The organism is Nocardia ignorata NBRC 108230, from assembly GCF_001612905.1.
GTDB lineage: Bacteria > Actinomycetota > Actinomycetes > Mycobacteriales > Mycobacteriaceae > Nocardia > Nocardia ignorata.
In genome coordinates this window covers 24484-38165 of sequence record NZ_BDBI01000035.1, presented here as the reverse complement: position 1 = coordinate 38165, position 13682 = coordinate 24484, and the positions used below count along the sequence as shown (strand labels likewise).

Annotated in this window: 14 protein-coding genes; 2 read left to right on the top strand and 12 right to left on the bottom strand. The window is 67.8% G+C overall.

The window, feature by feature from the left end; genetic code table 11:
• Window positions 1-57 precede the first annotated feature (57 nt).
• Entirely contained in the window at window positions 58-1254 is a 1197-nt protein-coding gene (locus NI2_RS26915; RefSeq protein WP_067496282.1) for a M50 family metallopeptidase, read from the bottom strand.
• Window positions 1255-1322: 68 nt separating this feature from the next.
• Entirely contained in the window at window positions 1323-2516 is a 1194-nt protein-coding gene (gene dxr / locus NI2_RS26910; protein ID WP_243749702.1) for a 1-deoxy-D-xylulose-5-phosphate reductoisomerase, read from the bottom strand.
• Window positions 2517-2611: 95 nt separating this feature from the next.
• Here dxr and NI2_RS26905 point away from each other — a divergent pair, with 95 nt between their 5' ends.
• Window positions 2612-2881, top strand: coding sequence for a DUF2631 domain-containing protein (locus tag NI2_RS26905; RefSeq protein WP_067496279.1), 270 nt, complete (start codon window positions 2612-2614; stop codon window positions 2879-2881).
• A 55-nt stretch (window positions 2882-2936) separates the two neighbouring features.
• Here NI2_RS26905 and NI2_RS26900 read toward each other — a convergent pair whose 3' ends face one another.
• The 5 genes from NI2_RS26900 to rlmN all read right to left on the bottom strand — a co-directional run bounded on the left by NI2_RS26900 (window position 2937) and on the right by rlmN (window position 8403).
• Window positions 2937-3887, bottom strand: coding sequence for a LysR family transcriptional regulator (locus NI2_RS26900; RefSeq protein ID WP_067496276.1), 951 nt, complete (start codon window positions 3885-3887; stop codon window positions 2937-2939).
• A gap of 43 nt (window positions 3888-3930) precedes the next feature.
• Window positions 3931-5058, bottom strand: coding sequence for a serine/threonine-protein kinase (locus NI2_RS26895; protein WP_084476875.1), 1128 nt, complete (start codon window positions 5056-5058; stop codon window positions 3931-3933).
• 77 nt (window positions 5059-5135) lie between these two features.
• Complete coding sequence (locus NI2_RS33285; RefSeq protein WP_084476868.1) at window positions 5136-6725, bottom strand: serine/threonine-protein kinase; 1590 nt, start codon at window positions 6723-6725, stop codon at window positions 5136-5138.
• A gap of 73 nt (window positions 6726-6798) precedes the next feature.
• The gene (locus tag NI2_RS26885; RefSeq protein ID WP_067496273.1) at window positions 6799-7221 is read right to left on the bottom strand and encodes an uL11 family ribosomal protein; all 423 of its coding nucleotides are present in this window, start codon (window positions 7219-7221) and stop codon (window positions 6799-6801) included.
• A 72-nt stretch (window positions 7222-7293) separates the two neighbouring features.
• Window positions 7294-8403 (bottom strand): dual-specificity RNA methyltransferase RlmN, encoded by a 1110-nt coding sequence (rlmN, locus tag NI2_RS26880; protein ID WP_067496270.1) that lies wholly within the window; start codon window positions 8401-8403, stop codon window positions 7294-7296.
• 62 nt (window positions 8404-8465) lie between these two features.
• Here rlmN and NI2_RS26875 point away from each other — a divergent pair, with 62 nt between their 5' ends.
• Complete coding sequence (locus NI2_RS26875; RefSeq protein ID WP_243749703.1) at window positions 8466-8873, top strand: LapA family protein; 408 nt, start codon at window positions 8466-8468, stop codon at window positions 8871-8873.
• Between the two features lie 5 nt (window positions 8874-8878).
• Here the strand turns inward: NI2_RS26875 and NI2_RS26870 are convergent, their stop codons facing one another.
• The 5 genes from NI2_RS26870 to rpsB form a co-directional block, all read right to left on the bottom strand.
• Window positions 8879-9751: a phosphatidate cytidylyltransferase gene (locus NI2_RS26870; protein ID WP_067496448.1), complete on the bottom strand. Its 873-nt coding sequence runs from the start codon at window positions 9749-9751 to the stop codon at window positions 8879-8881.
• A gap of 149 nt (window positions 9752-9900) precedes the next feature.
• The gene (gene frr / locus NI2_RS26865) at window positions 9901-10458 is read right to left on the bottom strand and encodes a ribosome recycling factor (protein ID WP_067496444.1); all 558 of its coding nucleotides are present in this window, start codon (window positions 10456-10458) and stop codon (window positions 9901-9903) included.
• A gap of 49 nt (window positions 10459-10507) precedes the next feature.
• Window positions 10508-11236, bottom strand: a complete 729-nt coding sequence (gene pyrH, locus NI2_RS26860; protein ID WP_067496264.1) for a UMP kinase — start codon at window positions 11234-11236, stop codon at window positions 10508-10510.
• A 219-nt stretch (window positions 11237-11455) separates the two neighbouring features.
• Window positions 11456-12280: a translation elongation factor Ts gene (tsf, locus tag NI2_RS26855; RefSeq protein WP_067496261.1), complete on the bottom strand. Its 825-nt coding sequence runs from the start codon at window positions 12278-12280 to the stop codon at window positions 11456-11458.
• A gap of 108 nt (window positions 12281-12388) precedes the next feature.
• On the bottom strand, window positions 12389-13270 hold the full coding sequence (gene rpsB / locus NI2_RS26850; protein ID WP_067496258.1) for a 30S ribosomal protein S2: 882 nt from the start codon (window positions 13268-13270) through the stop codon (window positions 12389-12391).
• Window positions 13271-13682 lie beyond the last annotated feature (412 nt).

Sequence of the window (13682 nt, the reverse complement as noted above, 5' to 3'; positions counted from 1 at the left end):
TAGTCGCGCACGCCCGCACCGCACCCTGTGAGGGGCGCGACAGCGGGCGTACGCGGATCAGGGTAGGCGAATCGGGTTGACGATGTCGGCGGCCAGAGTGAGCAGCATGAACGCACCGCCGATCACGACGGCCACATACGTCACGGGGAGCAGTTTCAGATAGTCGACCGGGCCCGCGGGGGCCTTACCGCGCCAGGAACGCACCACATCGCGCACCTTCTCGTAGAGCACCACCGCGATGTGCCCACCGTCGAGCGGGAGCAACGGCAGCAGGTTGAACGCGCCGAGGAAGAAGTTCAGGCTGGCCAGTACCAGGATGAACATGCCCCACAAGCCACGCTCGGCGGTCTCGCCACCGATCCGGCTCGCGCCGTAGACGCTGACCGGGGTCTCCGGGTCGCGCTCGCCGCCGGTGACGGCCTCCCACAGCGCCGACACCTTCTGCGGCATCTTGGCCAGGGACTTCACCGTCTCGACGAAGAAGTCGCCGGTGAACACGATGGTCGCCGGAATCGCCTCGACCACGTCGTACTGCTGCGGTTCGGCGTAATCGGGGCCCACACCGACCGCGGACACCTCGCGGGCCGGACCCTCCTTGGGCGAACGCATCACCCGCTCGGGGGTCACGGGCACGGTGAGGGTGTCGCCGTCGCGTTCGATGGTGTAGGTGAACGTGCCGGTCTGCTTCTGGGTTTCGGCCTGGAACTGTGCCCAGGTGGTCACCTCGACGCCGTTGACCGCCTTCACCACGTCGCCGCGCTGTAGACCGGCGCGCTGAGCCGGACCGTCACCGGTGCACGGTGCGAGCTTCTTGTCCGGTGTCTCCTGGGCGACACAGCTCATGGTGCCGAGCGCGGTGGCGGGCGGCTGCTCGAGCTGCGGCAGACCCCAGCCCACCGCGAGCACCACCAGCAGAATGAAGCCGAGCAGGAAGTTCATGGCGATGCCACCGAACATCACCACCAGCCGCTTCCAGGTGGACTGGCGGTACATCGCCCGGTCCACCTCTTCGGGCTCCAGCTCGTCCAGGGCCGTCATGCCCGCGATATCGCAGAAGCCGCCGAGCGGCAGCGCCTTGAGGCCGTATTCGGTCTCGCCACGACGGAACGAGAAGATACGGGGCCCGAAACCGATGAAGTAGCGGCGTACCTTCATGCCGGTCGCCTGTGCGGCCCACATGTGCCCGCATTCGTGCAACGCGATCGAGATCGTGATACCGACGGCGAACAGGGCAAACCCGAACGCGAATACCATCTGGCCCTTTCTTCGGCTCCATCTTTTGCGGCCGGCGCCGCGGTGGGGGTCCCGTTGATTCGGTCGGGTCAGGGCGTCGGTGCGCCGGCGATAGCCTCGGCGGCGAACTCCCTGGCCCAGCGGTCGGCCGCGAGGACGTCGTCCAGGGTATCGGGTTCGGCACGCCAGCGGTCCGCGGCCTCGACCGCGCGGGTAACGGTGCGCACGATGGCAGGGAAGCTGATGGCGCCGTCCAGGAAGGCCGAGACCGCGACTTCGTTGGCGGCGTTGTAGACGGCGGTGACGCTGCCGCCCGCCTCACCGGCTCGCCTTGCCAGACGTACAGCGGGGAAGACCGCGTCGTCGACGGGCTCGAACGTCCAGGTCGACGCCGTACCGAAATCGCAGGGCGTGGCCGCGCCGGGGAGGCGGTCGGGCCAGCCGAGCGCCAAGGCTATGGGCAGCTTCATATCCGGTGGGCTCGCCTGGGCCAGGGTGGAACCGTCGGTGAACGTGACGAGCGAATGCACGATCGACTGCGGGTGCACGGTGACATCGATGCGGTCGTAGGGCACCCCGAACAGCAGGTGGGTCTCGATCAGTTCCAGGCCCTTGTTCACCAGCGAGGCCGAGTTCAGGGTGTTCATCGGGCCCATCGACCAGGTCGGATGCGTTTTCGCCTCGTCGGGATTCACCGATTCGAGCATCTCGGTGGTCCAGCCGCGGAACGGGCCGCCGGAGGCCGTGAGCACCAACCGGTCGACTTCCTCGGCGCGACCGCCGCGCAGGCATTGGGCGAGGGCTGAGTGTTCGGAGTCGACGGGGACGATCTGGCCGGGTGCGGCCGCCCGGGTGACCAGCGAACCGCCCGCGACGAGGGACTCCTTGTTCGCCAGCGCCAACCGGGTGCCCGACTCGAGGGTGGCCAGCGTCGGTTCCAGACCGAGCGAACCGACCAGGGCGTTGAGCACCACGTCGGCCTCGGTGCGGCGCACGAGTTCGGTCACCGCGCCCGGCCCGCCGAGGTCGAGATCGAGTTGCCGGGCGGCGGCGGGATCGGCCACGGCGACATTGCGGGTGCCGGTGGCGGCCATCTGCTCGGCGAGCAGCGCGGGATTGCCGCCGCGCGCGGCCAACCCGACCACTTCGAAGCGGTCCGGGTTGGCGGCGATCACCTCGAGCGCCTGGGTGCCGATCGAACCGGTACTGCCCAGGAGCAGCACCTTCACCCGGTCGGTCGACGTCGTATTGCCGTGCGCGGCACGGGGTGCGTGGTGGGACACGGGCCCATTGTGGCAGGGCTGCTGGCTACGACGAACGGTCGTATGCCACGATATGCACACTCGCCCAACCAGAACTCGAGCCCTAAGGAGCGATCGTGGCCGCCACGGACCTCGAAAAAGCCAGCACCGAGCGCGCCGTCGCCACCAGCGTCGACCCCGCCGAGGTGCCCTCGGCAGCGTGGGGCTGGAGCGGCGAGTCGCCCAAGACCTTCCGCATCGCCGGCTGGTTCGTCGTGATCGCGCTGCTCGGCATGACCATCGGTAACCACCAGGGCCACGTCGAGGACATCTTCCTCATCGGGTTCGCCGGTCTGCTCGCGGCGGTCCTCGTCCTCGATTCGCTCACCAAGCGCATCCCGAGGTAGACACCCGCACCGATGCCTGCGGCCGCGATTCGATCGCGCCGCAGGCATTGTCGTGTCAGCGGCCGCGTCGCGCGCCCGGCTTGCGGCCGGCCTTGGCAGGTTTGCGCTGCGTGGCCTGCTTCTTCGGCGCCTGCTTCTTCGGCGCACGCTCGGGCGCGGGCCTGGCCGGTTCCGCGCCGCGTGAACTGTTGGCCGAGCGGCCGCGCACAATGCCGACGAATTCCTCGACCAGTTCCGAATCGCCGTCGGCGGGCCAGGCCAGCGCGATCCGGGTGAACTCGGTGTCGCTGATCGGGCGGTACACCAGGTCGCGCCGATGGTGCAGTCGGGCGATCGACTGCGGCACGATCGTCACTCCCCCGACGGCGGCGACCATCGCCAGGGCGTCCGCGGCCCGATCCAGATCGCCGCTGTCGTGGTGCTGTTCGTCGGCCAGATCGGCCGGGCTCACCACATCGAGCAGCGACAGCGCGTCGTCCTTCTGTACGACCGCGACCGGCGTCTCCTCCCACAGCGGGATCGCGTTCATTCCGGACCGGTCCATCGGCAACCGCACGAAGCACAGGTCCACCCGGCCCTCGCGCAGCGCGCTCTCCTGCTCGCTTTGCGCGACCCCGAGCACCTCGAGGGGGTGGTCGGGCAGCCGCTCGCCCCACACGCGCGCCCACTTCGACACCGTCACCCCCGGCACGAAACCGACGCGCAGGCTCGCGGGCCCCTCCGGCTTCTGCTCGCGCTGTGCCTGCTCGTCGGCGCGGATCAGCTCCCGCGCGTGTTCGAGCAGGGTCGCGCCGTCCTCGGACAGCTGGGTCGGCGACGCACCTGGCACGAACAGCCGCGTGCCGAGTTCGCCCTCGAGCTCGATCACGGTGGCGCTCAAGGCTTGACGCGGAATCCGCAGCGCCTTCGCGGCGCGGGCGAAATGCAGTTCCTCGGCCACGGCGACGAACCGACGTAACCGGGCGAGGTCGATGGAGTCGGCGGCGGTGACGTCGAAGTCGCTCATTCGGATCAGAATATGGCACGCGCCGAACAGGCCGGCGCGCCGATCACAGGTTGGTCAGCACGGCGATGAGCACGGCGATGCCGATCACGATGGCGAACACCACCAGCAGCACCCCGAACATCGACCCCCAACCGCCGCGCGCGGGCGGCGGTGGCGGCATGGGCGCGCGCATCGCGGGCTGGGCCCAGGCGGCGGGGGTCGCCGGTCGAGGCGCCATCGGCGGGACCGGTGCGACCGGGATCGCGGCACCGGAGGTGTTCACCGGCCGCATCGGCTGCATCCCCATGAACGGCTGAGCGTGCGCCCCGGACGGCGGGCGTGCGATCGGGCGGGCACCAGTGGTCCCCGTACGCATGGCCCGCTGGGCGGCCTCGACGAACTCCTCGCAAGAGGAGAACCGGTCGGCTGGTCGCTTGGCCAGTGCCCGCGCCATCACGGCATCCAGATTCGGCGGCAGCCCGGCCCGGCGCGGGCTCACCGGCGGTGGCGGCGACTGCAGGTGCCCGGTGATGACGGCGGCCGGGCTGGGCGCCTCGAACGGTGCGGTGCCGGTGAGCAGGGTGTAGAGCGTGCAGGCCAGCGAATACTGGTCGGCGCGATGGTCGAGCGGGACACCGGTGAGCTGCTCGGGTGCCGCGTAGGCCAGCGTCGCGGTGAACGAGCCGGTCTCGGTGAGATGACCAGAATCGTCGCGCAGACGCGCGATGCCGAAGTCGGTGAGATACACCCGCTCCTGGCTGTTGGACCTGGCCAGCAGGATATTGGCCGGTTTCACATCGCGGTGCAGCACGCCCGCGCGGTGCGCGAAGTCAAGGGCGGCGGCGGTCTCCCGGATGATCTGCAACGCCCGATCCGGTGGCAGCGTCGCCGGATCGAGCATCGACGCATCGATCCCGTCGACGTATTGCATGCTGATCCACAGCTGGTCGTTCTCCACACCACGGTCGAACACCGTCACGATATTGGGGTGGTCGAGCTGGGCGACCAGGTCGGCTTCCCGCTCGAACCTGGCCCGAATCTCGGCGTCGGAGAACAGCTCCTGATTCAGCAGTTTCAGCGCGGTCCACCGCGGCAGCCGAGGATGCCTGGCCAGGTACACCGAACCCATCCCGCCGCGACCCAGCTGCCGGTCGATCGTGTATCCGGCGAATACCGTCCCGTCAGAAACCACTCTGACCCCCGAATCTCGCTCGTCGTCCGACGCGCTGGACCCTACCAAAACGGTGTTCGTGCCGTCGCGGGCGTCCACTAGCTCATCGGGAAGGTGGTCAGTTCTTTCAGCAGTTCGGGCAGGTCCTCGGCCAGCACGTCCGAATCCCGGGAGAACAGGAATACCCAGCGTTCTCGGCCCGGGTCAGTGAATGTGGAGACGACCACGGTCATGTTGTAGCTGTCTCTGCCGTACTGGTCCATGAAGAAGCTCGCCCGGTGGTCGTCGATGCGTGTGCCGGACGATCCGCTGCCCACATCTTTGGTCTCGCGCTCGAATCGGGCGACCGCCGTTTTCGCCGACTCCTCGGAGGGGAATGCGTAGAAGGCGAATCTGGTCGCGTTGATGTCGGCGGGTTTGCAGGACCATTTGGCATGCGCCTTTTGAAATGTCAGTTCCCACTGGAGTTCGCCGCGCGTGGTCGTATTGACATAGGCCTCACAGCGCCGGCCACCAGCACCGACTCCGGTGAGGTAGGGGTTCGACAGCGATGTTCCATCGGCTTCACCGGGCGGCAGCATCTGCGGGAACGCCGCCGACATCGCGGCGATGTCGCGATGGGCACGGGAACGATTGAGAATCTGCGACACCCAGGTGCTGTCGTCCTGCCACACCCAATACGACGCACCTGCGATCGCGGCGAACACCGTCAGCAGAATCAGCGGAACGACGCCACGCCCGCGCCGGGCCGGAACGGGGCGAGCGGAATGAACCGGCGCCGGTCGCGGGGGCGGCGGCGCGGGCATCGACGGGCGTGAATACTGCTGGTGCACAGGGGATGCGAATACCGTCGGTTGCCCGCCCGTCCCGGTGAGAGCACGGCGGGCGGCGGACGCGAATTCCGCACACGAATCGAAGCGGTCCGCCGGGCGCTTGGCCAGCGCCCGCGCCAGGACCGCGTCCAGCGCGGCGGGGAGGTCCGGTCGGCACCTGCGTACCGAGGGCGGTGGGGATTGCAGGTGACCTTGAATGACCAGCACCGGATTCGCCGCCTCGTACGGAGCTTCTCCCGTGAGCAACGAGTACAGCGTGCAGGCGAGGGAGTACTGGTCGGCGCGATGGTCGAGCGGCGCACCGGTGAGCTGTTCGGGAGACGCGAAAGCGAGGGTGGCGGTAAAGGTTCCGGTTTGGGTGAGGTGGTGAACGTCGTCGCGGGGACGGGCGATACCGAAATCGGTGAGCAGCACGCGCTCCGGGCCGTTCGCGGCGGCCAGCAGGATATCGGCCGGTTTCACGTCGCGATGCAGCACGCCGTTGCCGTGCGCGTGGTCGAGTGCGGCGGCGGTGCCCTCGATGATGTGCAGGGCTCGGCTAGCGGGAACAGGATGCTCGATGGCGGCGGCGTCGACACCGTCGACGAACTGCATGCTGATCCACAGCCGCCCGTCGTCGACGCCCCGGTCGTACACGGTGACGATATTCGGGTGTTCGAGCTGCGCGGCCAGATCTGCCTCCCGCTCGAACCTGGCCCGGATCTCGTTGTCCGCGAACAATTCCGGATTCAGCAGTTTGAGCGCGGTCTGGCGCGGCAGCCGAGGATGCCTGGCCAGGTACACCGAACCCATCCCGCCACGACCGAGCTGCCGTTCGATCGCGTATCCGGCGAAAACGTCCCCCGTCGCAAGCATGATCCCCCGTTGTCGAACCGATCGATTACCGGCCCAACTTAGTGCAGGCCACACCACGCCATCGGGGTCCGGGTCACTCTTCGACCCGCACACCCATCGACCGCGCCGTACCCGCCACGATGCGCATCGCCGCGTCGACATCGGTGGTGTTGAGGTCGGGCAACTTGCGAATCGCGATGCGGCGCAGCTGATCGCGACTGAGCGCCCCGACCGCCTTGTGCCCCGGTTGCGGCGAACCCGCCCGCCCGAGCGCGGCCCGGATGAGAGAGGCAGTCGGCGGCGTCTTGAGCCGCATGGTCCACCGTTTGCGGGCATCGATAGTGATGACTGCAGGGATGATCTCCCCGCGCCGATCCGCCGTCGCCGCATCGTATTTCCGTTTGACCTCGAACGGTGGGACACCGGTCGGCCCCAGCATCTTCCCGAGCGTCATCAGCGAGGCATTACCCGCCTCGAGCTCGACAGTGACTGTGACAGAGGCTGTTTCGCGCGCCATAGTCAACGATCTCGGACCGGCGCATCGTTGCGGTCCCGCGACGATAACGCCTGGGCCGCAACAGTTTCAAAATCAGCCCTCGGCCGCCAACTGACCGCAGGCCGCGGCGATCTCCTGGCCGCGGGTATCGCGCACTGTGCAGGACACACCCTGGGCGATCACGCGGCGTACGAACTCCTTCTCGACCGGCTTCGGGCTGGCGTCCCACTCGCTGCCCGGGGTCGGGTTGAGGGGGATCAGGTTCACGTGGACCAGGGGGCCGAGGGCCTTGTGGAGTTTCTTGCCGAGCATGTCGGCGCGCCACGGCTGGTCGTTCACATCGCGGATCAGGGCGTATTCGATGGAGACACGGCGGCCCGACTTGTCGGCGTAGTAGCGGGCGGCGTCGAGGACCTCGGAGATGGGCCAGCGGTTGTTCACCGGGACCAGGGTGTCGCGCAGTTCGTCGTCAGGGGTGTGCAGGGAGACGGCGAGCCGCACCGACATGTCCTCGTCGGCCAGCTTGCGAATGGCGGGCGCCAGCCCGACGGTCGACACCGTCACCGAACGTTGCGAGATGCCCAGACCGTCGGGGGCGGGGGCGGTGATGCGGCGCACCGCGTTCACCACGCGCTTGTAGTTGGCCAGCGGCTCACCCATGCCCATGAACACGATGTTGGACAACCGGCCCGGCCCGCCGTGCACCTCGCCGTCGCGCAGGGCGGCAGCCGCGGCCCGCACCTGGTCGACGATCTCGGCGGTCGACAGATTACGGGTGAGCCCCGCCTGCCCGGTCGCACAGAACGGGCACGCCATGCCGCAGCCCGCCTGGCTGGAGATGCACAACGTATTGCGGTCGGGGTAGCGCATGAGCACGCTCTCGAGCAGAGTGCCGTCGTGTGCGCGCCAGAGCGTCTTGCGGGTGTCGCCCTCGTCGCAGGCCAGGTGACGCACCACGTCGAGCAGGGGCGGGAACAGCGTCTCGCCGACCTTCTCGCGCACGTCGGCGGGCAGATCGGTCATCTGCGCCGGATCGGACTGCAGGCGGCCGTAGTACTGGCGCGCCAGCTGATCGGCACGGAACTTCGGCAGGCCCAGCTCCTGCACCGCGGCCTTGCGCTCGTCCGCGTCGAGGTCGGCGAGGTGGCGCGGCGGCATACCGCGACGCGGGGCATCGAACACGAGAGGCAGGGAGGTGGCCATAATTCCTCCATTGTCCCAAACGCCGCGACCGGGCCGCCACGCCGGGCGCCGTTATCGAGAAGATGCGTGCAGCGGTGATAGCGGTCGGCCATGATCGAAGTATGTCCACGAACGCAGAATCAGGCACGCCACCGGCGCGCGAGCCTGAGGCCGAGCCCACCGCCGGCCGAGAACCCGAGCATGCGCCTGCGAAGCACGCACCCCTCAAGCGACCGAAGCCGGACGCGCTGGTGCGGTCTCGCACCGGCTACACATGGATGGCGCTGCTGGCTGCCGCGATCTTCGGGATCATTCTGCTGATCTTCATCCTGCAGAACCTCGACAAGGTGCAGGTGACGCTGCTGTTCTGGAGCTTCTCGCTACCGCTGGGAATCATGGTGCTGCTGTCGGTGATCCTCGGCGCACTGGTGATGGGGCTGGTCGGCGGCATCCGCATCCTGCAGTTGCGCCATGCCGCCCGGCAACCCTGAGCACCTCAGACCAACGCGCTGAGCACCAGCCACGACACGAACGCCGAGGGCAGCATCGAGTCGAGCCGGTCCATGATCCCGCCGTGCCCGGGCAGCAACGTGCCCATGTCCTTGATGCCGAGTTCGCGCTTGATCTGCGACTCGATCAGGTCGCCGAGGGTCGCCACGACCACCAGGCCGACGCCGAGCACCACACCGATCATCGAGTTGGCCTCGAGCAGCAGCGTGACGGTGAGCAGACCACCGATCACGCTGAACACCAGCGAACCGCAAAACCCTTCCCACGACTTCTTCGGACTGATCGCGGGCACCATCGGATGCCTGCCGAACAGCACGCCTGCGACGTAACCGCCGACATCGGAGCAGACGACGAGGATCATGAATGTGAGCACCCGCAGGTTGCCGTCGGGTTCGAGCAGCAGCAGCGTCGAGAACGCCGCGAGCAGCGGGATCCAGGACAGCGTGAAGATCGCGATCGCGGTGTCGCGCAGGAAGTTCCGTGGCGCGGTACTCAGGCCGTGATCGAACAGGCGCCAGACCATGCAGGTCAGCGCGGTCGCGGCGAACGCGCCGAGCACCCCGCTCGCACCCCACGGCCAGCCGAGCCAGAACACCGCCTGCCCGCCGACGAGCAACGGGATGCGCGGTACCAGGACGTCGGCCTCGCGCAGCCGCTTGGTGACCTCCCACATGGCCACGCCGACACCCACACCGGCGACGCCGATGAACACCTTCGGGACGAACAACAGGATCGCGATCAGCGACAACCCGAGGCCCAAGCCGACCGCCAGCGCCGCGGGCAGGTTGCGACCCGCCCGCGATGCCGGAGCCTTCGGCTGTTCCTGCGGCACGGCCGCGCCGGGTTCGTCCCCTGCCACGGCCGCGCCGGTCGGCTCGACCGTGTCCGGCGGCGATTCCGGTTCCGGTGCCGCACCTGTGGCGGCGGCGTCTTCGGCCACGATTGTCCCGTCGCTCAACTCGTCGTTCCGTTCATCCCCCGCACGAGCGGGACTGGCGAGATCTGCGCTCAGACCTCGAGCAGTTCGGCTTCCTTGTGCTTGACCAGCTCGTCGATCTGGCCCACGTACTTGGCGGTGGTCTTGTCGAGCTCCTTCTCGGCGCGCCCGACCTCGTCCTCGCCCGCTTCACCATCCTTCTGGATCCGGCCGAGTTCTTCCATCGCCTTGCGACGGACGTTGCGGATCGAGACCTTGGCGTCCTCGCCCTTGCCCTTGGCCATCTTGACCATCTCGCGGCGCCGCTCCTCGGTGAGCTGCGGGACCGTGATGCGCAGGATGTCACCGTTGTTGGTGGGGTTCACGCCGAGATCGGAGTTGCGGATGGCGTTCTCGATCGGACCGAGCTGGCTCTGCTCGTAGGGCTTGATCACCACCATGCGCGGCTCCGGCACGGAGATGCTGGACATCTGGGTGATCGGCGTCGGCGTGCCGTAGTAGTCGACCAGGACCCGGGTGAACATGCCCGGGTTGGCGCGCCCGGTGCGGATGCTGCCCAGATCGTCCTTCGCTACCGAGACGGCCTTCTCCATTTTCTCCTCGGCATCGAAGAGCGCTTCATCAATCACGACCGGTTCCTCCACAGCGTCGTCATCGTCATCGTCCGCGAGTGCGGGGTCAGGACCGAACCAAGGTGCCGATGTGTTCACCGGCTACCGCACGGGCAATATTGCCCTTGGTCAACAAATTGAACACCAGAATCGGCATTTGGTTGTCCATGCACAGGCTGAAGCACGTGGCATCGGCCACCTTCAGGCCCTTTTCGAGTACTTCCTTGTACGTGATCTCGGTATACATGCTCGCGTTCTTCTCCACGCGGGGGTCTGCGTCGAACACGCCGTCGACCGCCTTGGCCATCAGCACCACGTCGGCGCCGATCTCGAGCGCACGCTGGGCCGCGGTCGTGTCGGTGGAGAAGTAGGGCATGCCCATGCCCGCACCGAAGATCACCACGCGACCCTTCTCCAGGTGCCGCTTGGCGCGCAGCGGGAGGTACGGCTCGGCGACCTGGCCCATCGTGATGGCGGTCTGCACGCGCGTATCCACCCCCTGCTGCTGCAGGAAGTCTTGTAGCGCAAGGCTGTTCATCACGGTGCCGAGCATGCCCATGTAGTCGGAGCGGGCACGTTCCATGCCGCGCTCCTCGAGCTCGGCGCCGCGGAAGAAGTTGCCGCCACCGATCACCACGGCCACCTGGACGCCGGTCTCGACGATCTCGGCGATCTGCTCGGCCACGGTCTGCACGACATCGGGATCGAGCCCGACACCACCGCCACCGAACATCTCCCCACCCAGCTTCAGCAGCACCCGGCGATATCCAGGGCGGTCGTTACCCGGGTCGGTCATGGGTGTTCGTCTCCTTCGGCGAGGTGAGATCGGTTCGAACTGCGGGCGCGCGGAGCAGGCCGCACAGCAAGGCAGAGCGGCATCCATCCTGCCTTATCCGGTTACCGCCACCACACAAGACCCCCTCGCGCGCGGCCCGCGCCGGGTCGGTCCGCGCGTCGGCGGCGCACGGCAAAACGCCCCCGATGCTGAGCGCATCGGGGGCGTCGGATGGCCTGATCAGGCCTGGCCGACCTCGAAGCGCGCGAAACGCTTCACGGTCACGCCCGCGTCCTCCAGAAGGGCCTTGACGGTCTTCTTGGAGTCGGTGACGGCGGCCTGCTCGAGCAGGACGACGTCCTTGAAGAAGCCGTTGACGCGGCCTTCGACGATCTTCGGCAGTGCGGCGTCGGGCTTGCCCTCTTCGCGCGCGGTCTGCTCGGCGATGCGGCGCTCGTTCTCGACGGTCTCGGCGGGCACCTCGTCGCGGGTCAGGTACTTGGCCTTGAGCGCGGCGACCTGCATGCCCGCGGCGCGAGCGGCCTCGGCGGCGGCGTCGCCTTCACCCTCGTACTCGACCAGCACGCCGACGGCGGGCGGCAGGTCCGAGGCACGCTTGTGCAGGTAGGTGGCGACCGGGCCGTCGAAGGACACGACGCGACGCAGTTCCAGCTTCTCGCCGATCTTGGCGGCCAGCGCCTGCACGGCCTCGTCGACGGTGCTGTTGTCCAGCTTCAGCGCCTTGAGGGCGTCCAGATCGGCCGGCTTGGCAGCGGCGGCCGCGGTGACGATCGCGTCGGCCAGCTCCTGGAACTCGGCGTTCTTGGCGACGAAGTCGGTCTCGGAGTTGATCTCGATCATGACGCCGTCCTTGGCGATGACCAGACCCTCGGCGGTGGCGCGCTCGGCGCGCTTACCGACATCCTTGGCGCCCTTGATGCGCAGGACCTCGACGGCCTTGTCGAAGTCGCCGTCGGACTCGGCCAGCGCGTTCTTGCAGTCCATCATGCCGGAGCCGGTGAGCTCCCGGAGCCGCTTCACATCAGCAGCGGTGTAGTTCGCCATCGGGGGCGAGCCTCCTCGTGTGTGGGGTGCTTGGGTGTTAACACCACCTTGCCGACCGCTTCTGAACTCAGAAGGGCCGGCAAGGTGAACGTAGAGCTACCGATCAGCTCAGAAGTCAGCCGGGGTGTGCTGGGCCGGGTCGGCCTTCACCTCGGCAGCGGCTTCGGCCGGGGTCTCGGCGGCCGGGGCCTCGGCGGCGGGGGCTTCAGCGGCCGGGGTCGCCTGAGCCAGCAGCTCCTGCTCCCACTCGGCGAGGGGCTCGCCTGCGCCGGCTTCGGGCTTCGAATCGCCGGAAGCGCGGCCCGCGCGGGCCTGCACGCCCTCGGCCACCGCGGAGGCGACGACCTTGGTGAGCAGAGCGGCGGAACGGATCGCGTCGTCGTTACCCGGGATCGGGTAGTCGACCAGGTCGGGATCGCAGTTGGTGTCCAGGATCGCGATGACCGGGATGTTCAGCTTGCGAGCCTCACCGACGGCGATGTGCTCCTTGTTGGTGTCGACGACCCAGATGGCCGAGGGCACCTTGGCCATGTCGCGGATACCACCGAGGGTGCGATCCAGCTTGGTCATCTCACGCGTGAGCATGAGGATTTCCTTCTTGGTGCGACCCTCGAAGCCACCGGTCTGCTCCATGGCCTCGAGCTCCTTCAGGCGCTGCAGGCGCTTGTGGACGGTCGAGAAGTTGGTGAGCATGCCACCCAGCCAGCGCTGGTTGACGTAGGGCATACCGACGCGAGTCGCCTCGGCCGCGATCGACTCCTGGGCCTGCTTCTTGGTGCCGACGAAGAGAACGGTGCCACCGTGGGCGACGGTCTCCTTGACGAACTCGTAGGCCTTGTCGATGTAGGTCAGCGTCTGCTGCAGGTCGATGATGTAGATGCCGTTGCGGTCGGTGAAGATGAACCGCTTCATCTTCGGGTTCCACCGACGAGTCTGGTGCCCGAAGTGCGCGCCGCTGTCGAGCAGCTGCTTCATAGTTACGACAGCCATAGCTCCCGTACCCTCTTTCGTTGCCGGTTGACGCAGCCGATCGGCGATCGACTGCCCTGGCGCCACCGAAACCACCGGACCCGATCGACGTGATCGGGACCAGCCGGCGATTTCACTGTTCATCCGCTGGAGAACTCGCGCTGACATGCCCTCGCGGACCGTCTGCGTTGCGAGCGACGACCGGATGGACGAGCACGGGTGGCGCGCGAAGTCGGTCCGTGCCGTGCACACGTGTTGCTGCTGAGCACAAACCGCTCGTTCAGTCTACGCGGCGACGGGCCAGGGCCGAAATCGAGCCTGCTCGCCGACCGGGCATTTCCGTGGTGAAGTGCGCGATATCCACATGTGCCGAAGTTGTCCACAATCGGGAAATCGTTGTCCCGCTCGGGGATCGCGGGGCCGACAGTTGTGC